A 19,477-nucleotide genomic window follows, 5' to 3' on the forward strand; every position below is an offset into this window, starting at 1 on the left:
GTGCGGCCATGATCTTCAAAGGGCTGGCGGCCGCGGCGGCGGTGGCGTGGGCGCTCGGCCTGGTCGTACTTCAGCCGTTGAGCGAGCCGATCGGGCCCGAAACGTATGCCAACAACACCTATTGGGCCCGGGAGCTGCGCTGGGGTGCTCTGCTCGCCCTGGTTCTCGCGCTCATCGTGCTCTCCGGGGGGCGCCGCCGGGCCAACTGGTCCATTGTGGCCGGCGGATGTGCCTGGCTGGCGGCCGACGTCGTTCTCGACCGGTTCGACGTCGACCAGGGGGCCGCGTGGTTCGCGGCCGGCGCGGCGGTCGTCGCGCTGGCGGGCTGCGCTGTCGTGGCCGCGCCTCGGCCGGGCTCGCTGCGGGCCGCGGCGATCGTCGCCGCCGTCGCGTCCGGCCTCGCGACGGCCACCGAGTCACCCACCGACACTGAAATGGGGCTCCACCTCGGCAGCGCCGCGGTCGGTTCCCTGCTCGCCCTGGTCGCCGTCGCTGCCGCGGCCGGACGCCGACGCGTGCCCATCGCCGTCCCGGTTCTCGCCGCGGCCGTCCCGTGGCTGCTGCGCTTCAACCCTCTGCCGGACGGCATGCTGTGGTTCGGGTGTTTCGCGTTCACCGTGCTGCTCGTGGTCGCCGTCGTCGCTCTCGCCACCCCACACGTCGGGCAGCACGGAATCGTGGCCACGATCGCCGCGATCACGCTGCCGGTGATGCTGCTGCCGCTCACGCTGGCGTCCGTCCTGGTGCAGTCCGGCAAGCCGTTCACCCTGCTGGCCGCCAACCCGCCGATCGAGGTCGACGAGGACGTCATCCTCATCGTCCTGGCGATCCCGGTCGGCATCGTCCTCGACCACGTGCTGCGGGGTTTCAGCCCCGAGCCGGCGGTTCCCGATACCCGACCTCGGGCGAGCCTGTCGCGACAGTGACCCGGTAACCCCAGCGCCGCAACGCCTGGGCCATCTTCGCGGCGCCGGCTGGGTTAGCCGAATGGATGTTGATGACGCCGATGTCGAACGGGTCACCCTCGAAGGCGGCCCGTTCGAGCACTTCGACCACCGGCCAGATCGTGTCGTCCTCGCCGAGGTCATGGTCGAGCCACAGCGACCCGACCGGCCGGCCTCGGTGACGTTCGAGCAGTTCGACGCCAGCCGCGCTCGTGCGGCCCACCTCGGCGTCGCGTCCGTCGGTGAACGAGCGCAGGTCGTCGATCAGGATCACCGGTGAGCGCATCGCGCCATCATGCCAGCGGGAACCCTCTTCCCTATCTCCAATCGGGTAGATAGGTTCGGTGCGCGGCTCGGGCGCGGTGCGTCGCCACTCTCGAGGAGGTCGGGCCGGCCGACCGGGCCCGCGCCTGGCCGGTCGAGCTGTCCGGCGGCCAGGCGCAACGGGTGGCCTTCGCGCGGGCGCTGGCCCGGGAGCCGTCGCTGCTGCTCGACGAACCGTTCGGGGCCCTCGACGCGCTGACCCGGTTGCGCATGCAAGACCTGTTCCGCCGCCTGCGCGCCAAGCCGGCGGCCGTCGTGGCACCGCGCCGTGCCGCTAGTCGCGCCAGCATGTGCACACGCCTCCGACCGGCCGGCCGCGACTTCAAGAAAACAGGCCCCTCTCTCCCCCTTGATCAAGACAAGACCCTGGATACAGGCCTCTCAACCGCGGTCGAGAGCCCTACAACCTGGATCAGCGGGGCGAACGGCCGCACGATCAAGTCGGCAAAGGCCTACATCCTGGATCTGGGGCTGCGCGCCGAGCCGACCGATCAGCGCAGCGGCCGAACGACCGCCGCACCGCGACGCCGGACGGTCCGGACAGTCCGCGCGACCCGCAGGTCACCGCGACCGGCCACGCGGACCCGGCATGCCCGCAAGACGGAATACCCTCAAGACGGAATACCCGCAAGCCGGGACACCCGCGAGCCGCCAGGAACGGACCTCGGCCGCGAACGCTGATCAGAGGGCCGCGGCCTCCTCCAGCGTCTCGCGGAACGCCCGGGCGGCCGGCGACGCGGCACCCGAGAGGCGCTGGGCGGTGAAGATGGTGCGGCGCGGCTCGCCCGGCAGGCCGAGCAGGCGGCAGGAGGTGTCGCGGCCGGCCCAGACCAGGTCGGGGATCAGGGCGACGGCGTTGCCCGACTCGACGAGGCGGATGTGGGCCTGCAGGTCGGCGGTCTCATAGCGTACGTCGGGCTCGAAGCCGGTCGACCGGCACAGCTGCTCGGCGAAGTGGCGCGACGCCGTCCCGCGCGGCTCCATCACCCACGGCATGTGCCGGGCCTCGTCGAGCGAGGCGACCGGGCGCAGGGCGGCGCCGACGGCGGGCAGGGCGAGCCGGATCGCGTCGGTCGTGAGCGGGCGGCGGTCGAGGCCGGGATGGTGTGGCGCGGCGTGCGCCGGGTATTGCTCGGCTATCACCATGTCGAAGTCGCGGGCCCACGTCTCCCGTAGGGCCTCCTCGGGCTCGCGTTGCACCATCTCGACCCGGACCTCGGGAAAGCGGGTGGCCATGGCGAGCAACGTCGCCGGCATGAGCGCCAGCGCGGCCGACTGGAAGACGGCGACGCGCACCCGGCCGCTCACGCTCGCCGCCGACGCCTGGAGGCGGGCCTCGGCCCGTTCGAGCGTGTCGAGCACCTCGCCGACCGAGTCGACCAGCACCTCGGCCGCCGGGGTGAGCTGCACGCCGCGGCCCGACTTGCGCAGCAGCGGCATGCCGGCCTCCCTCTCGAGCTGGCTGAGCTGCTGCGACACGGCCGACGGCGAGAAGTTGAGGGCCTCGGCGACGGCCGCGATCGTGCCGCGGATGGCCAGTTCCCGCAGCAGCACCAGGCGCCTGATCTCGAGCACGGCGAACCCCTCCAGAACGTTAAGCAGAACTGAAGAGTACTCGACGGAAACCGTCGCTTTTCCTGAACGAACCTCGGAAGGACACTGTCGTCATGTCTGATGTCGCTCAGTCAACGCCGGCCGGCACCCCGGCCGCCGACGACGCCCCCGCCGAGCTCGCCGACCAGGCGATCGCGCTGGTCCGCCGCTGGCTCCACGAGGCCTCCACCATCAAGACCACCGGCTCCGCGGCACAGCTCGCCGGCGTGCTGCGCGACCCGAAGGGACTGGCCTTCGCCGTCGGCTTCGTCGACGGCGTGGTGCGGCCGGAGGACGTACGGGTCAGTGCCCGTGCCCTGGCCACGCTCGCGCCCGACGTTCCCCGTTTCCTGCCCGCTCCCCTGCGCGGTGCGGTGCGCCTGGGCGGCAAGCTCGCCCCGGTCATGCCGGGTGTGGTCGTGCCGATCGCCCGTCGCGTGCTGCGCGGCATGGTCGGCCACCTGATCGTGGACGCCTCCGACGCCAAGCTGGGCCGGGCCATCGCCAAGATCAAGCGCCGCGACGTACGCCTGAACGTGAACCTGCTCGGCGAGGCCGTCCTCGGTCGCGGCGAGGCCACCCGGCGGCTGCGCGAGACCGAGCGCCTGCTGGGCCGCGCCGACGTCGACTACGTGTCGATCAAGGTGTCGTCCACCGTCGCCCCGCACAACCCGTGGGCGTTCGACGAGGCCGTCGACGAGATCGTCGAGCAGCTCACCCCGCTGTTCACGCTCGCCGCCACCGCCGGCACCCGCAAGTTCGTCAACCTCGACATGGAGGAGTACAAGGACCTCGACCTCACCATCGCGGTCTTCACGCGCCTGCTGTCCAAGCCCGAGCTGCACGACCTCGAGGCGGGCATCGTGCTGCAGGCGTACCTCCCGGACGCTCTCTCGGCCATGATCCGGCTGCAGGAGTGGGCGGCGCAGCGTCGGGCCGACGGCGGCGCCGGCATCAAGGTGCGCCTGGTCAAGGGCGCGAACCTGCCGATGGAGCAGGTCGAGGCGACCGTGCACGGCTGGCCCCTCGCCACCTGGCACACCAAGCAGGACACCGACACGAACTACAAGCGGGTCCTCGACTACTCGCTGCACCCCGACCGCATCGGCAACGTGCGTCTGGGCGTCGCCGGGCACAACCTGTTCGACGTCGCGTACGCGTGGCTGCTCGCCGGGCACCGCGGAGTGCGCGAGGGCATCGAGTTCGAGATGCTGCTCGGCATGGCCGAGGGCCAGGCCGAGGTGGTCCGGCGCGAGGTCGGCGGGCTGCTGCTCTACACCCCGGTCGTACGCCCGGAGCAGTTCGACGTCGCCATCGCCTACCTCATCCGTCGCCTCGAGGAGGGCGCGAGCAGCGACAACTTCATGTCCGCGGTGTTCGAGCTGGACAGCGACGAAGGCCTGTTCGCCCGCGAACGCGACCGCTTCCTCGCCTCGCTGAAGCACCTCGACGACGCCGTGCCCCCGCCGCACCGGGTCGCCGCCCGGCACGCCGCCGTCGCCGCCTCCGCCCCCGGGCACTTCGAGAACTCGCCCGACACCGACCCGTCGATCGCCGAGAACCGCCGCGTCGTGCGCGAGGTTCTTTCCCGCGTGCCCGCCTCGACGATCGGCCAGGCCACCATCGACGCGGCCCGGGTCAACGACGAACGCAAGCTCGACGGTGTTCTCGGAGCCGCCGTCGCCGCGGCCGGCGAGTGGGGCGCGCTCTCCGGCGCCGAGCGCGGCGCGATCCTGCACCGCGTCGGCGACGCCCTCGAGGCCCGCCGGGCCGACCTGCTCGAGGTGATGGCGGCCGAGACCGGCAAGACCGCGGATCAGGCCGACCCCGAGATCTCCGAGGCGATCGACTTCGCGCACTACTACGGCGAACTCGCCGCCGCCTTGGACACCGTGGACGGCGCGGTGGCCGTACCGGAGAAGTTGACCCTGGTGACCCCGCCGTGGAACTTCCCCGTGGCGATCCCGGCCGGCTCGGTGCTGGCCGCCCTGGCCGCCGGCTCCGCGGTCGCGCTCAAGCCGGCCGGGCAGGCCGAACGCTGCGGCGCGGTGCTGGCCGAGATCATCAAGCCGGTGCTGCCCGACGCCGACCTGCTCACCCTCGTGCAGGTCGAGGAGCGGGCGCTGGGCCGCCAGCTCATCAGCCACGCGCTGGTCGACCGGGTCATCCTCACCGGGGCGTACGAGACGGCCGCGCTGTTCCGGTCGTTCCGCACCGACCTGCCGCTGCTGGCCGAGACCAGCGGCAAGAACGCGATCATCGTGACCCCCAGCGCCGACCTCGACCTGGCCGTCAAGGACGTCGTCAACTCGGCCTTCGGGCACGCCGGCCAGAAGTGCTCGGCCGCCTCCCTGGTCGTGCTGGTCGGCTCGGTCGCCCAGTCCGACCGGTTCCGTCACCAGCTGCTCGACGCCGCCCGGTCGCTGACCGTCGGCTGGCCGCAGGACCCGCGCAGCCAGGTCGGCCCGGTCATCGAACCGGCCGCCGGCAAGCTGCTCGACGGCCTGACCAAGCTCGGCCCCGGCGAGAGCTGGCTGCTGGAGCCCAAGTCGCTCGACGACAGCGACCGCCTGTGGAGCCCCGGCATCCGCGACGGCGTCACCCGCGGCTCCGACTACCACCGCACCGAGTACTTCGGACCGATCCTCGGCATCATGACCGCCGACACCCTCGACGAGGCGATCGACCTGGTCAACGACGTCGACTACGGCCTGACCTCGGGCCTGCACTCGCTCGACCCCGCCGAGCTGGCAACGTGGCTCGACCGGGTGCAGGCGGGCAACCTGTACGTCAACCGCGGCATCACCGGGGCGATCGTGCGGCGGCAGCCGTTCGGTGGCTGGAAGCGCTCGGCGGTCGGTCCCGGCACCAAGGCGGGCGGCCCCAACTACCTGGTCGGGCTGACCGGTTGGGAGTCTGCTTCGTCGACCGCCGACGCCAAGGTGGACGACGTCGCTGTCCGCGCCCTGCTCACGGCGGCCGGCAAGGCTCTCCCCTCGTCGGATGCCCTGATGCTGGAGCGGGCCGCGCGCAGTGACGGCGCCGCCTGGTCCGGCCACTTCGGGCAGTCGGACGTGTCCGGGCTGTGGGCCGAGCGCAACGTGCTGCGCTACCTGCCGGTGCCCGTCGAGGTGCGGCTGTCGGCCGGCGCTCCGATCGCCTCGCTGCTGCGGGTCGTCGCTGCGGGCGTACGGGCTGGGGCGCCCTTCCGGGTCTCGACCGCGACGCCGCTGCCGGCCGAGCTCGCCGTGGCGATCCCCGTCGACGTGCGCGTCGAGAGCGACGAGGACTGGGCCGCCGGCCTGACCGGCGTTTCCCGTGTACGCCTGATCGGCGGCTCGGCCGAGGCCCTGGCCCGCGCCACCGGCGGACGCCCCGACCTCGCCGTGTGGTCGGCGCCGGTCACCGAGGCCGGCCGGGTCGAGATGCTCCCGTTCCTGCACGAGCAGGCGGTCAGCATCACCGCCCACCGCTTCGGCAACCCCGACAAGCTGGCCACCTCGTCCCTGTAGTTCAGTTCCCCCCGGAACGGCCGCGCGGTGCTTCCCGCGCGGCCGTCGCCGTTAACCGGTCGCGGGCCGCGCGCCGATGTGTGACCGTCACGGAATGCCCCAGCCGATCCTGCGCACGTCCCGCCTCGAGCTGATCCCGCTGGCCGACGAGCATCTCGAACTGGAGGTCGAGCTCGACTCCGACCCCGAGGTGATGCGCTATCTCTACGGCCGGGCTCGTTCCCGGGAGGAGGTGACGGTCAGCCACGCCGAGCGGATGGCCCTGGGTACCAAGGTCGACGGCCTCGGCTATTGGATGGCGTTCTCCGGCGACGCCTTCGTCGGGCTGATGATGCTGCCGCCGGCCAACGGTCCCGACCAGCCCGACGACCCGTCCGTCGCCGAACTGGGCTATCGCCTCGTCCGCCGTTACTGGCGCCAGGGCCTGGCCAGTGAGGCGTCCCGCGCCCTGCTGCGGCACGCCTTCGACACCGTCGGGGTGCGGCGGGTGATCGCGCAGACGATGGCGGTGAACGCCGGGTCGCGCGGCGTCATGCGGGCGGTCGGCCTGCGCTACGTGCGCACGTTCTACCCGACCTGGGACGATCCCCTGCCGGGCTCGGAGCAGGGTGAGGTCGAATACGAGATGACCCGCGAGGCGTGGCATCCGCCTGGCATCCCGATTTCGCGGTGCTGACGTCGGCCCGCAACGCGCTGTCCGATCACCGCCAGACATGTGAGCAGGGATCGCCCAGGCTGGCTGCCATGAACAACGCACTTGACGGCAAAGTAGCCCTGGTCACGGGCGGGGGTCGCGGCATCGGCGCCGCGGTGGCCCTGCGTCTGGCCGAGGAAGGCGCCGACGTGGCGCTGACATTTCAGCACGATCAGCGGCGCGCCGACGGCGTGGTCGACCAGATCAAGGCGGCCGGGCGGCGGGCGATCGCCGTACGGGCGGACAGCGCCGACCCGGCCGCGGTGGTCGCCGCCGTCGACCGGGCCAGCGGGGAGCTGGGCCGGTTGGACATCCTGGTCAACAACGCCGGCGCGTTCCTGCTCGGACCGATCGAGCAGCTCAGCCCGGAAGACTTCGAGCAGACCGTCGCGGTCAACGTGCGGGCGCCGTTCGTGGCCTCACAGACGGCGGTACGCCACATGGTGGCCGGCGGGCGGATCATCAACATCGGGAGCAACGTGGCCGAGCGGGCGGTCTTCCCGGGCTTCTCGCTCTACGCGATGAGCAAGACCGCGATGATCGGCCTGACCAAGGCACTCGGACGCGAACTCGGCGCCCGCGGGATCACCGTCAACCTCGTGAACCCGGGACCCACGGACACCGAGCTGAACCCGGCCGACGGCCCGAACGCCGAGACCATCAACGGCTTCACCGCCGTCGGCCACTACGCGACCCCGGCCGACGTGGCGGCGGCCGTGGTGTTCCTGGCCGGGCCGGACGGCCGCTACATCACCGGGGCCACGGTCAACGTCGACGGCGGCTTCACCATCTGATCACCGGCCGTCGTTCCGTCCGGGGCGCCAGGGGGTCAGCCGTGGCCGCCTGGCGCCCCGGAGCCGCCCGATCGACGCCGCTCGTGGACTCCAACCAGACCAAGGGCGCACCACTTCTGGACGCCACGGCCGGCCCGCGTGGTCACTGGTCGACGGTGACCACGCGCCCGGTTCAGACGAGGACAGCGATGGGCTCGACCAGGCCGACCCCGCCGGCGAAGTGACGGAGCCGGATCGCCATCGACTCGCTGAGCACCTCGCCCTGGCGCAGAAGGACGAGCCCGTTGGTGGTCAGCACGTCCTGGTCGACGATCATGCCCACCATGAGCTCGGTGCCCGTCACCCGCCGGGGTTTGCGGACCTGCGCGGTGACGTAGACCTGCAAGATCTGGTCGACCAGGTCTTTCGGATACCCGCTGAGCCCTCCGGCGGCTTGACCGGGCTGCAAGCCACCTTCCACCCCGACCAGAAAAGCAACGGCTGTCGCGTACGGTGCCTGGTCGTCGTCCATGTCCACCGGCGGTTTCTCGCTGAAGGCGACCGGCTGCTCGGCAACCCACCCGGCGACGCGCTCCAGCCGGGGGATCCGGCGGATGAGGTCGTACGCCAGCCGGGGATGACCGCGGAAGAGCTCGTCGTTGCCGGCGTCGAGCGGCTCGCCGCTTCGCACCTGGGCCAGAACCGGTTCGGGGATGGCCATCAGGCCGACCTGCCCGAGCATCGCGGCGATCCGCGGTTCCCAGGCACCGACAGGGGCGACGGCGTCGACGAGTACGCGCAGCCGCTCGGTCCGCATCGCGGCGAACGGGTTGGTGGCTTTCATCAGATCGGTGAGCAGCTCGACCGCGCCGTCGAGGGTCCGTTGTAACAGCTCGCGCTCGGCCATCACCAGTCGGTGCTGCTCCAGCGCCGCGTCCAGGGCACGGGTGAGGTCGTTGGGTTCGCAGGGTTTGGTGAGGAACCGGAACAGGTTGCCCTCGTTGACCGCGGCGATGGTCGAGCTGAGTTCGGCCTGGCCGCTCAGGATGATCTGCACCGAGTCGGGGCTGGCGACCCGAGCGCGAGCGAGGAACTCGGCACCGTCCATGACCGGCATCTTCATGTCGGAAACGACCACGGAGTACGGTTCCGCGGCGTCGGCTATGCGGGTCAGGCCTTCCGCCCCGGACGTGGCCGGGTCGATCTGGTAGCGGCCGTGCAACGTCCGCCGCAATCCGTCGAGGATCCTCGGCTCGTCGTCGACCATCAAGATGCGTTCGGCCACGCGGGCAGCATATGTCCGGCCGGTCACGGCATGTCACCGAATGTACTCAACTTCCCGGAGCAGCGGCCGAACGGGACCTTGGGACTACGGCTAATCCGGAGGTAGACATGTCTGCGCTGATGGCATCCCGAACCGGGCACCACACGGTAGTGGCGTCCGCGGACTCCCACCGGCCCGACCCGTCCGCCGCCGTCGCGGAGATCGCCGCCGTTCTCGGCACCGAGGCCGACATGTACGCGGTCTTCGTCGCGCCGGGCTACGACCTCGCCCCCGTGGGCGCCGCCCTGAAGCACCACTTCGGCGACCGCGTCATCGGTTGCACGAGTTCAGGAAACATCGGACCGCGGGGGTACGACCGATCCGGGATCTGCGCCGTCGCTTTCACCGGTGGACTGCACGCCCGGACCATCACTGTCGGTCCTCTCGACGACGCGCCGGGCGCGGTCGAACGAGCGGCCGCCGACCTGGCCGACCTGCACGCCGAGGTCGGCGACCGCGAGAGCTTCGCGATCCTGCTCACCGACGGGCTGACCCGCAACGAGGACCTGCTCGCCGCCAATCTGATGGCCGCGCTGGGCGACGTGCCGATCATCGGCGCGTCGGCCGGTGACGACCTGACCTTCCGGCACACAGCCGTGTACCACGACGGGGATTTCACGGCCAGCCTCGCAACGGTCACCATCGTCTGCACCGACGCGCCGTTCCGGCTGATCCGCCTGCAGCATCACGAGACGACCGACACGATTCTCGTCGCGACCGACGTCGACCCCGACCTACGCATCATCCGGGCCTTCAACGGGCGGCCGGCGGCGCAGGAGTACGCGCAAGCGGTCGGGACGCAGGTCGCCGCGTTGAACCCGACCATCTATTCCAAGCACCCGCTGCTGTTGAACGCGGGCGGATCGAGCTGGGTCCGCAGCATCGCCGCCACGAACCCGGACGGCACGCTGAGCATGCTCGCCCGGGTGGACATCGGTGACGTCCTGCGGGTCGGGCGCCCGATCGGCATGTTCGACAAGCTCGAGCACCAGTTCGCCGCCGTCGAGGCCGACCTCGGGCCGATCAGCGGGATGCTCGCCTTCGACTGCATCCTGCGACGGCTGGAGTTCGAGGAGCACCGGATCGCCGACCGCGTCGGCGGCTTCCTCGCCGAGCACGGCACCGTGGGTTTCAGCACCTACGGTGAGCAGTTCAACGGCATGCACATGAACCAGACCCTGGTCGCCGTCGCCTTCGCCTGAGGGAGCACACATGCCGGATACCGGCACCTTGGCCGCCGAGCAGTCGGCCGACGAGCTGCGACTGACCGTCGAGGAGCAACGGCGCACCATCGAGGCGCTGGTCACGGCGGCCGAACGGCGCACCGCGGGCGAGCCGGACAGCGCCGCGCTGGCGACCTGGCAGCGGAACCTGACGCTACAGCGGCGGCTGGCCGAACGTACCGAACGCACCCGGGCGGCCGAGCAACTCCTGCGCGCGGTCACCGATTCGATCGACGCCGGCCTGTGCATCCTCGACGACGACGGCCGCATCGTCGACACGAACCAGGCCTGGAGCACCATGCTCGCCCGGTTGAGCGGGGGCGCCCCGGACGAGACCTGCTTCTTCGACTTCGCCGCCGGCAGCACCGACGGGCTGGGCGAGCTCATGCGGGCAGCCGCCGACGACCTCCGGAGCGTGCTGGCCGGCCGGCCCAGCCGGCTCCCATCGAGCCACGAGGTCGGGACTCAACAGGGGCCACGCTGGTGGCGGTTGCGGGTCGATCGCGTCCGCGGCCACGGTGCCGCGCGGGCGGTTCTGACCCTCACCGACGAGACCGAGGTAGTGCAGACCCAGGAGGAGTTGCGCCGGGCCACCCAGGAGGCCACCCGGCTGGCTCCGGTCGCCCGGCACATGGAGGACGCGGTTGTCATCTCCGACGCCGAAGGCCGCATCGAATGGATCAACGACGCGTTCACCCAGATGAGTGGCTACACGCTCGCGGAATGCGAGGGCCGCCAACGGGTGGACATGCTCGGCGCCGACAACGCGCCAGAAGTGGACGCCGAGGCGTTGAGCGGGCGTGGTTCGCTGGTCTACCCCGAGTTCGAAACCAGGACCAAGGACGGCCGGCACCGCTGGTTGAGGGTCGCGCTCTACCGGGTCGTCGACGATGACGGCATCGTCCGCTGGGTCACCATCGAGCGCGACGTCACCATGCGCCGCAACGCGGAACAGGCCAGCCTCGCGGCCAAGGAGCGGGCCGAGGCGCTCGCCCACGAACTGTCGGTGGAGAAGGCCGTCCTGACCGGGGTGATCTCCTCGATCCCGCACCTGATCTTCTGGAAGGACGCCCGTGGCGTCTACCAAGGCCACAATGCCGCGTTCCTGGCCATGCGCGGGCTCACCGCGGACACCGACCTGACCGGCAAGCTGGAGACGGACATCGGCGCCGACGACAACGTCGGGCCGGTCCTGGCCGACCTCGAGGCCGGCGTGCTCGCCAGCAATGACCCCGTGGTCGACCATCACGTCCTGGTGAGCGGGCCGGACGGCTCGCCCCGCACGATCCTGATGAGCGTGCTGCCCCAGCCCCACGCCGGCGGAGTGATCGGCATCGGCGCCGACGTCACCCGGATCAGCGACCTCGAACGCCAGCTCAACCAAACCAACCGGCTGGAGGCCATCGGCCAGCTCGCCGCCGGCATCGCCCACGAGATCAACACGCCCATCCAATTCGTCTCGGACAACACCCGCTTCGTCGAGCAGACCTTCGGCCAGGTACTGGAACTTCTGCAGGAGGCGCAAACGCGCTTCGCGGCCACCGACGAGGAGTTCGCCGAGCGCCTGCGCGACCTAGATCTCGAATTCCTGCTGGCCGAGGTGCCGACCGCGATCACCGAGTCGCTCGAAGGGCTCAGCCGGGTGGCGCAGATCGTGCGCGCCATGAAGGATTTCTCCCACCCCGGACGCGGCCGCGGCGACGTCGACATCAACCGGGCGGTGGAGAGCACCACCCAGGTCGCCCGCAACGAGTGGAAATACCACGCGGAACTCACCCTCGACCTGGGCGGCGACGTGGGATTGGTGTCCTGCTACGAGGGCGAGGTCAAGCAGGTCATCCTCAACCTCATCGTCAACGCCGCCCACGCCATCGAGGCAGCCGCGGCCCAGCGCGAGGGCGGCCTCGGGCACATCACGATCCGCACCACGCGCACGCCGTCCACGGTCGAGATCGCCGTCAGCGACGACGGCACCGGCATGGACGAGGCAACCCGGCAGCGCATCTTCGACCCCTTCTTCACCACCAAGGAGGTCGGCAAGGGCACCGGGCAGGGGCTGAGCCTGGCGTACGCCAGCATCGTGCAGAAGCACGGCGGCACCATTCAGGTGGACTCCAGCCCCGGCGCCGGCACGACCTTCATCATCGCCATCCCTCTGCAGTCACCAGACGTCGACGCATGACTCGGTACTGATCACCCGCCCGAGGGCCCCTGGGAGTCACCGTGGGTGGGTCGCCCGCCAGCCTTCGACAACATCCCGATCCGCCGCGGAAACGTCCTGGTCGGTGAAGCTCTCGCCATGGCCGGGCGCCTCGCACACGAGGCCGAACTCAGCCTCCACGATGCGGTGGGCCAGGGCGACCGCGGAGCCCGGGTCGTGCACCTTGGGCCCCACCTCGGCTTTCGCGTGCTCCGCCACGGCGGACACGACCGTGACGGGCAGACCCCAAAGTTGCAGCAGGTTGGCGCCCGCCTCGCTGTGGCAGGTGCCGAAGGCAGCCAGCTCGGCGGTGTCCAGGGGGGCCGGCGGCGCGTCGCTGTCGGCCCACGCACGCAGGACCGCGGGGTAGCCGTCACCTCGCGACGACGCCAGCACCAATTGCCCCACCTCGTGCAGCAGACCGGCCGTGAAGGCCTCGCTCGCCCACGACGTATCGCCGGCCAGCAACCGCGCCAGGCGCGAGGTCCGTACGGAATGTTCGGTGAGCTCCTGGATCCAGCGGGCGGGAAGGAGCCCCTCGGGGTCGAGACTGCGGACCACGTCGTGCATCACCACCAGGCCGCGTACGGTCGGAGGGCCGAGCAACGCCACCGCCTGGGCTACGTCGCTGATCGGCTGCACCACCATGCTCGCCGACGAGTTCACCAGCTGAAGCACTTTCGCCGTGGCGGCCGGATCGCTCTCGATGACGGCGGCGATCGATCCGGCCGAGGAATCATTCGCCTCCAGCGCCATGATCAGTTCCGGCAGGATGCTAGGCGCGCTGGGAAGCGACTGCACCATGGCCGCGTCGCTGCGGGCCGAGCCGTCGCCCGAGGCCGCCTGGGCCGCGAGGAGCCGGTCCACGGTCTGCACCAGTTGCTCCCGGCTGGTGGGTTTGCTGAGGAACTGGTGCGAGAGCGCGATGACGCGCAGCACGTTGTCCTCACCGGTCTGCCCAGAAAGGATGACCCGGGCCGTGCCGGGATAAAGCGCGCGGACGCGGCTGAGCAGGTCTCCGCCGTCCATGCCGGGCATCCGGAAGTCGGTCACGACCACGTCGCACGGCCGGTCGTTCATGGCGGCCAGGGCTTCCGCGCCGCCCGGCGCGAAGGACATGTCCCACCGGTTCCTCTCCGTGCGCAGCATCCGCCGTAGGCCGTCGAGGATGCGCGGCTCGTCGTCGACGAAAATGACGTGCGGCTTGCCGGTCATACGGGTACCTCCGCCGGTGTCGCTGGGGATTCGGGTGCGTAGCGCGCGTCGACTGGCAACCGGACTGTGAAAATCGTGCCCACGCCGGGCTCGCTGGTGAAGCTGATGGATCCCTGATGCCGGTCGACGACGAGGCTGCGGATCAGGGGCAGACCCTGGCCCGTTCCTTGGCCGACCTGCTTGGTGGTGAAGAACGGGTCGAACAGCTTGTCGGCTATCTCAGGAGGCACGCCGGTTCCGGTGTCGGCGACCTCGATGACCACCTCGTGACCTTCACGCCGGGTACTCACCCGGATCTCGCCCCGGCCGCGGCCCGCCGCGTCGATCGCGTGCGCCGCGTTGATCAGCAGGTTGAGAACCGTCTGATTGATGTCGCCGATGTGGCACAGCACCGGCGGCAACTCAGCCAGATCCGTTCTGACCTCCGCGACGAGCCGGATCTCGTTGGCCGCGACAACCACCGCGTTCTGGATCGCCTCGTTGAGGTCGGCCGGGCTTTTCGTGTCCGAGCCGGGATGCCCGAACGCCTTCATCGCCCGCACGATCATGGCCACCCGTTCGACGCCCTCCAGAGTCTGGCGGATCGCTGCGGGCGCCTCCTCCAGCAAGAAGTCGAGGTCGAGGTCGAGCATCCGGCGAGTGAGATCCTCGTCGGACGCGCCCAGGCGCTCCCGGATCTCCGCCGTCAGCGTCAGCAGCTCGGTGAACGACTCGTCGAGGAACCGGACGTTGTCGCCGATGAACTGCATCGGCGTATTGATCTCATGGGCGATGCCCGCGGCCAGGCGACCGACGGACTCCAGCTTCTGGGCGTGTCGCAGGCCGAGCTCGAGGCGCTGCCGCTCGGAGATGTCCCGGGCGTTGAGGACGATGCTGCGAGACCCGTTGTGTTCGGTCACGTAGGCCACGAACACCTCGAACTCGTTCCATGCCTCAGGGTCGGGGCCGCGCAACCGACGGATCTGAGCCGTCGTCTGATCCGGCGCCAGCACTTCGGCGAGATCGTCGGGGTGAACGAGCGAGTCCAGTTCTCGGCCGGTCAGTGCCTCGCGCGGCACGTCGAGCAGCCGGGCCGCGGCCGAGTTGGCGAACCGGATCGTCCCCTGTTCCCCACACAACAGGAGGGCGTCGTGCGAGTGCTCCACCACGACGTTGAGTCGCGAGCGGGTCAGGAGCTGGTCGAGGGTCAGCGCGACCTCGTCGGCCAAGGTGGAAAGGGAGGCGCTCAGATCGTCCTCAGGGCGCGGGCAATAGGCGACGACCAGCAGGCCGAAGACTTTGCCCCCGGCGGCGAGTGGAACCAGGTCCACGCGATCGGATGCCGGCAGCCCCAGCCGCTCGGCGAACGAGGTCGCGTCCGTTCCGGTGATCTGTGCGTAGCCGCCCGGCCGCAACGCCGCCTGATGGGCCGGCCCGCTCGTGGCGAGGTCCATCGTACGGTCGTTCGGGTCGCGGCCGCCCACCCCGGCGGATTCGATCGGCCGCAGTTTTCCGCCGGCGATCGTGGCGACGACAGCGGCGCTGATCCGCCGGTCCAAGGCGACCACCGCGTCGACCGCGGCCCGCGCAGCCTCGCCACGGTCGGTCGCGGCGGCGAAGCTCGCGCCCGCCTCGGCGACGACCCGCTCGCGGAGCGCGGCCCGGTCACGGGCCCCGATGCCCCGGCCCAAGGTGTGGTTGATGGTGTGACCGATCAGAGCCGTCACCGTGAGCGGCAGGGCATCGGACAAGGCCAGACCGTCGAGTCCGACGCCGATTCCCATGATGCCGACAACACAGGACGCTCCGAGAATGTGATCCAGGCGACCGCCGTACAACGCGCGAAAGTTGATCCACACGAAGAGCAGGCCGACGGTGATGCCGTAGTCGGAAGCCGCCGCGACCACGCACACGCACGACGCCTCGACGAGCCAGAGCGCCCGGGGGAACGCGCCCCGCCGGTAGCCCCAGCAGAGGCAGAGCTCGACCACCACGATCGCGGCAATCGTCGCGACGCGGGTCCCGAGGCCGGCGTCCTGTTTCACACCGAAGACACCGATCACGGACCAGAGCACACAGAACAACAGGAACAGCGAACGCACCTGTCCCAGCATCGAGGCACCGCCGGCACCCGGTCGTGCCCACCGGCCCAGGCTGATCAAGAGGCTTCTCCCTAACGCTCCGTGTATTCCCCCCTCAGTTCCCATCGGCACGGGAAGGCGGGCGCGGAGGCCTCTCGACCTCTTTTCCGGGCCCGGCCTGGAAAAGAGCAGCTACTGAGGTGTATCGGCCCGCCTGGGGCGCGGGAGCGGCTGCGCTGTGGCCGGCGCTACTGGGGTTGCTGGTCGATGGTGTCGAGGGCTTCGCGGATGCGGGTGAGGAGGCTGGTCTCGGAGAAGGGTTTCTCGACGAGGGTGACGCCGGGGTCGAGGGTGCCTTGGGAGGCCAGGACGGGTTGGGCGTAGCCGGACATGTACAGCACCCGGGTGGTGGGGCGCAGCTGAAGTATCTCGCCGGCGAGTTCTTTGCCAAGCATGCGCGGCATGATGACGTCGGTGAGCAGCAGGTGGATGTCGTGTGTGGTGTGTTCGACGATTTTGATGGCTTCGGGTCCGTCGGCGGCGGTCAGGACCTGGTAGCCGTTGCGGGTCAGGATGCGGCGGGCGACCTCGCGGAGGGCTTCCTCGTCCTCGACGATCAGTACGGTTTCCCCGCCTCGGCCCGGTTGTGGGGCTGTGGGTGTCTCGACGGGTGCCGGGGTTTGGTCGGTGACGGGCAGGAGCATGGTGACGGTGGTGCCGGCGCCGGGTGCGGAGGTGATGGCGGTGTGTCCCCCGGCTTGCACGATGATGCCGTAGACGGTGGCCAGGCCGAGGCCGGTGCCTTCGCCTTTGGGTTTGGTGGTGAAGAACGGTTCGAAGACCCGTTCGGCGACTTCGGGTGGGATGCCGGTGCCGGTGTCAGCGATCCACAGCTCCACGTGGCGACCGGGGCACAGGGCGGCGCGAGAGGTCACGGCGTCCTGGTCGAGGGTGCGGTTGGTGGTGCCGATGGTCAGGGTGCCGCCTTGCGGCATCGCGTCGCGGGCGTTGACGGCGAGGTTGACCAGGACTTGTTCGATCTGGCCGGGGTCGGCCAGGACCGGCCACAGGGCCGCTGTCAGCCGTGGGTGCAGTTGGATGTGTTCGCCGATGGTGCGGCGCAGGAACGGTTCGATTTCCTCGATCACGGTGTTGAGGTTGAGGACCTGGGGCCGGACGACTTCACGGCGGCCGAAGGCCAGGAGTTGGTGGGTGAGTTCGGTGGCGCGTTCACCGGCGCGTTGGATCTGGATGATGTCGTTGCGGGCCTCGTGCCATTCGCCGTCCGGGTCGGCCTCCGCTTTCGCGGTGATTTGCTCGGCGACGAAGGTGGTGTAGTTGAGCATCACCGCGAGCAGGTTGTTGAAGTCGTGGGCGACGCCGCCGGCGAGCTGGCCGAGGCTTTCCAGACGTTGGGACTGGTGGAGTTGAGCTTCCAGGCGTTCGCGTTCGGCTTGGGTCTTGAGTCGCTCGCGGGCGGCCTGCATCTCTATCCGGTCGGTCACGTCGCGGATGGCGGCGGAGACGACCACCCCGTCTTCGGTGTCCAGCGCGGAAAGGCTGATCTCGACGGGGAATTCGCTGCCGTCCTTACGCAGGGCGGCGAGCTGCATGCCGGCGCCCATCGGCCGGGGCACGGGTTGGGTGAAGTAGTGGGTGCGCCGATCTGGGTGCACCCCGCGAGCGCGTTCGGGGACCAGGATCTCGATAGGCTGGCCGAGCAGTTCCTCACGCGCGTAGCCGAACAGCCGTTCGGCCTGGGTGTTGACCAGCGTGATGGATCCGTCCTGGGTGATCCCGACGATCGCGTCCGGGGCGGCCTCCAGCAGGCCGCGGAACTTCGCCTCGGCTCGGGCCCGGTCGGTGACGTCGCGGATCGCGGCGGAGACCAGCACACCATCCTCGGTCTGGATCGAGGACAGCGAGATGTCGGCGGGGAATTGGCTGCCGTCCTTGCGTAGCCCGGCAAGCTGCCGACCGGCACCCATGGGGCGAGGTCGCGGGTCGGCGAGGTAGCCATGGCGGTAACCTGGGTGGTCGTCGCGGGCGTACTGCGGGACCAGGATCTCCACCGGCAGGCCGAGCAGCTCAGTTCTTGAGTAGCCGAACAGGCGTTCGGCTTGGGCGTTGACCAACGCGATTTTCCCGTCGGGGTTGACGCCGATGATCGCGTCCGGGGCGGCCTCCAGCAGTCCTTGGAACTTCACCTCGGCCCGTAGCCGCTCGCTGACGTCGCGCGACACCGACGCCACGCCGACCACGGCGCCCGCGTCGTCGACGATGGGTGACAGGCTCAACGACACCGTGATCGTGCTGCCGTCCTTGTGACGCCGCTCGATCTGGAACTGCTCCACGCGTTCACCGGCGGCGATCCGGCGCATCACCGACGCCTCCGTGGCCAGCCACGCCGGCAGGAACAGCGGGTCGACGCGGCGGCCGATCATCTCCTGCGCGGCGTAGCCGTACAGCCGTTCCGCGCCCGGATTCCAGCTGGTGATCCTCCCCTCCAGGGTCTTGCCCATGATCGCGTCATGCGAGGACTGCACGATCGCGGCGAGCTGGTGCTGCGCCGCGGCCGCGGTCCGTCGTTGGGTCACGTCCCGGATCGCCGCCGAGATCAAAATCCCGTGTTCGGTATCGATCGCCGACAGCGATATCTCGGCCGGGAACTCGCTGCCGTCCTTACGCCGGCCCGACAGCTCCATCCCGGCGCCCATCGGACGAGGCTGCGGATCGCTCAGGTACGAGGTGCGGCGGGCCGGGTGCATCGCCCGTTTCGCCTCCGGCACCAGGATCTCCACCAGGTGCCCGACCAACTCGTCACGGCCGTAGCCGAACAACCGCTCGGTCTGTGCGTTGACCAACACGATCCGCCCGTCGGCGTCCACCCCCACGATCGCATCCGGGGCGGCCTCCAACAGGCCACGAAACTTCGCCTCGGCCTGAACCCGGTCGCTGACATCACGCACCGCCGCGGCCACGAGCCGTCCATGCGTAGTGTCGATGGCCGACAGCGAGATCTCGGCCGGGAACTGGCTGCCGTCCTTACGCCGGGCCGCCAACTGCAACCCGGCCCCCATCGGACGGGGCTCAGGGTCATGCCAATACCGCCGCCGATGACCGGGATGGGCTCCCCGCACCGCCTCCGGCACCAGCAACTCGACCGGCTGCCCCAGCAACTCCGACCGGGCATAGCCGAACAGCCGCTCCGCCTGCGCGTTGATCAACGCGATGGTGCCGTCCGCCGTCACCGCGACAATCGCGTCCGGCGCCGCCTCCAGCAAACCCGTCGATCCGAACTCCAACGCCGATCCCACGATGCGCCCCCGCCAGCCAGACACGGACGGCCGGCGCCTGCCGCGCAAGACGCGCCCCTCCCAACGCTAATCCGTTTGCCACCGGGGCAACCGAGAACGCTTGAATCGCTCCCCACCCCGTAGGCGAGCTGCCGCCCTTCGACCCGCCGACAGAACCATCGTTGACATCCTCTCCGCCCTAAGCGCCTGGCCAGAAGTTTTGTCCGTAACCCGGCGGCAGCCAGGGTGAGGTCCAGGGCGCGGCGGTGGTCAGGTTCTGGCTGTCGGTGCGGTGCTGGAAGAAGGCATGGGCTTGGCG

General features: G+C 70.3%; 12 protein-coding genes and 2 pseudogenes. 7 read left to right on the forward strand and 7 right to left on the reverse strand.

Annotated features, from left to right (window positions below; genetic code table 11):
- The first annotated feature begins 8 nt into the window (after nucleotides 1–8).
- Complete coding sequence (locus EER30_RS37815) at nucleotides 9–926, forward strand: hypothetical protein (protein ID WP_127506085.1); 918 nt, start codon at nucleotides 9–11, stop codon at nucleotides 924–926.
- Here the strand turns inward: EER30_RS37815 and EER30_RS37820 are convergent.
- On the reverse strand, nucleotides 868–1,230 hold the full coding sequence (locus EER30_RS37820; protein WP_127506087.1) for a cyclic-phosphate processing receiver domain-containing protein: 363 nt from the start codon (nucleotides 1,228–1,230) through the stop codon (nucleotides 868–870). The two genes, EER30_RS37815 and EER30_RS37820, sit on opposite strands and share 59 nt — an antisense overlap.
- Before the next feature lie 89 nt (nucleotides 1,231–1,319).
- Here EER30_RS37820 and EER30_RS37825 point away from each other — a divergent pair.
- Nucleotides 1,320–1,511 (forward strand): annotated as a pseudogene (locus EER30_RS37825) (ATP-binding cassette domain-containing protein); the annotation flags it as partial.
- A gap of 438 nt (nucleotides 1,512–1,949) precedes the next feature.
- Here EER30_RS37825 and EER30_RS37830 read toward each other — a convergent pair.
- Nucleotides 1,950–2,843: a LysR family transcriptional regulator gene (locus EER30_RS37830; protein WP_127506089.1), complete on the reverse strand. Its 894-nt coding sequence runs from the start codon at nucleotides 2,841–2,843 to the stop codon at nucleotides 1,950–1,952.
- Between the two features lie 92 nt (nucleotides 2,844–2,935).
- Here EER30_RS37830 and EER30_RS37835 point away from each other — a divergent pair, with 92 nt between their 5' ends.
- The 3 genes from EER30_RS37835 to EER30_RS37845 all read left to right on the forward strand — a co-directional run bounded on the left by EER30_RS37835 (nucleotide 2,936) and on the right by EER30_RS37845 (nucleotide 7,861).
- The gene (locus tag EER30_RS37835; protein WP_127506092.1) at nucleotides 2,936–6,373 is read left to right on the forward strand and encodes a bifunctional proline dehydrogenase/L-glutamate gamma-semialdehyde dehydrogenase; all 3,438 of its coding nucleotides are present in this window, start codon (nucleotides 2,936–2,938) and stop codon (nucleotides 6,371–6,373) included.
- Between the two features lie 94 nt (nucleotides 6,374–6,467).
- Nucleotides 6,468–7,049, forward strand: coding sequence for a GNAT family N-acetyltransferase (locus tag EER30_RS37840; RefSeq protein WP_127506094.1), 582 nt, complete (start codon nucleotides 6,468–6,470; stop codon nucleotides 7,047–7,049).
- A gap of 68 nt (nucleotides 7,050–7,117) precedes the next feature.
- Entirely contained in the window at nucleotides 7,118–7,861 is a 744-nt protein-coding gene (locus EER30_RS37845; protein ID WP_127506096.1) for an SDR family NAD(P)-dependent oxidoreductase, read from the forward strand.
- A gap of 172 nt (nucleotides 7,862–8,033) precedes the next feature.
- Here the strand turns inward: EER30_RS37845 and EER30_RS37850 are convergent, their stop codons facing one another.
- Nucleotides 8,034–9,125 carry a response regulator gene (locus EER30_RS37850; RefSeq protein ID WP_127506098.1) on the reverse strand — a complete coding sequence of 364 codons (1,092 nt, stop codon included), beginning with the start codon at nucleotides 9,123–9,125 and terminating at the stop codon, nucleotides 8,034–8,036.
- A gap of 107 nt (nucleotides 9,126–9,232) precedes the next feature.
- On the opposite strand from EER30_RS37850, the gene EER30_RS37855 reads away from it, so the two are divergent.
- Nucleotides 9,233–10,366, forward strand: coding sequence for an FIST N-terminal domain-containing protein (locus tag EER30_RS37855; protein WP_164842625.1), 1,134 nt, complete (start codon nucleotides 9,233–9,235; stop codon nucleotides 10,364–10,366).
- Nucleotides 10,367–10,376: 10 nt separating this feature from the next.
- The gene (locus EER30_RS37860; protein ID WP_127506102.1) at nucleotides 10,377–12,569 is read left to right on the forward strand and encodes a PAS domain-containing sensor histidine kinase; all 2,193 of its coding nucleotides are present in this window, start codon (nucleotides 10,377–10,379) and stop codon (nucleotides 12,567–12,569) included.
- A gap of 36 nt (nucleotides 12,570–12,605) precedes the next feature.
- Here the strand turns inward: EER30_RS37860 and EER30_RS37865 are convergent, their stop codons facing one another.
- The 4 genes and pseudogenes from EER30_RS37865 to EER30_RS49805 all read right to left on the reverse strand — a co-directional run.
- Nucleotides 12,606–13,802: an HDOD domain-containing protein gene (locus tag EER30_RS37865; protein WP_127506104.1), complete on the reverse strand. Its 1,197-nt coding sequence runs from the start codon at nucleotides 13,800–13,802 to the stop codon at nucleotides 12,606–12,608.
- A complete protein-coding gene (locus EER30_RS37870) occupies nucleotides 13,799–15,895 on the reverse strand; it encodes a two-component system sensor histidine kinase NtrB (protein WP_164842626.1) in 2,097 nt (698 codons plus the stop codon). Before EER30_RS37870 ends, EER30_RS37865 begins: the two co-directional genes overlap by 4 nt.
- Nucleotides 15,896–16,110: 215 nt before the next feature.
- A complete protein-coding gene (locus tag EER30_RS37875) occupies nucleotides 16,111–19,167 on the reverse strand; it encodes a hybrid sensor histidine kinase/response regulator (protein ID WP_164842627.1) in 3,057 nt (1,018 codons plus the stop codon).
- Nucleotides 19,168–19,357: 190 nt separating this feature from the next.
- A pseudogene (locus EER30_RS49805) lies at nucleotides 19,358–19,477 on the reverse strand (IS630 family transposase); the annotation flags it as partial.

Origin of the sequence: Actinoplanes solisilvae (assembly GCF_003999975.1) — a bacterium.
Lineage (GTDB): Bacteria > Actinomycetota > Actinomycetes > Mycobacteriales > Micromonosporaceae > Actinoplanes > Actinoplanes solisilvae.

Bases quoted from the DNA above. Each gene is read 5' to 3' on its own strand.
- EER30_RS37815 (WP_127506085.1), top strand. From the start codon at position 9: ATGATCTTCAAAGGGCTGGCGGCCGCGGCGGCGGTGGCGTGGGCGCTC.
- EER30_RS37865 (WP_127506104.1), bottom strand. From the start codon at position 13,802: ATGACCGGCAAGCCGCACGTCATTTTCGTCGACGACGAGCCGCGCATC.
- EER30_RS37820 (WP_127506087.1), bottom strand. From the start codon at position 1,230: ATGCGCTCACCGGTGATCCTGATCGACGACCTGCGCTCGTTCACCGAC.
- EER30_RS37835 (WP_127506092.1), top strand. From the start codon at position 2,936: ATGTCTGATGTCGCTCAGTCAACGCCGGCCGGCACCCCGGCCGCCGAC.
- EER30_RS37840 (WP_127506094.1), top strand. From the start codon at position 6,468: ATGCCCCAGCCGATCCTGCGCACGTCCCGCCTCGAGCTGATCCCGCTG.
- EER30_RS37870 (WP_164842626.1), bottom strand. From the start codon at position 15,895: ATGCTGGGACAGGTGCGTTCGCTGTTCCTGTTGTTCTGTGTGCTCTGG.
- EER30_RS37860 (WP_127506102.1), top strand. From the start codon at position 10,377: ATGCCGGATACCGGCACCTTGGCCGCCGAGCAGTCGGCCGACGAGCTG.
- EER30_RS37855 (WP_164842625.1), top strand. From the start codon at position 9,233: ATGTCTGCGCTGATGGCATCCCGAACCGGGCACCACACGGTAGTGGCG.
- EER30_RS37845 (WP_127506096.1), top strand. From the start codon at position 7,118: ATGAACAACGCACTTGACGGCAAAGTAGCCCTGGTCACGGGCGGGGGT.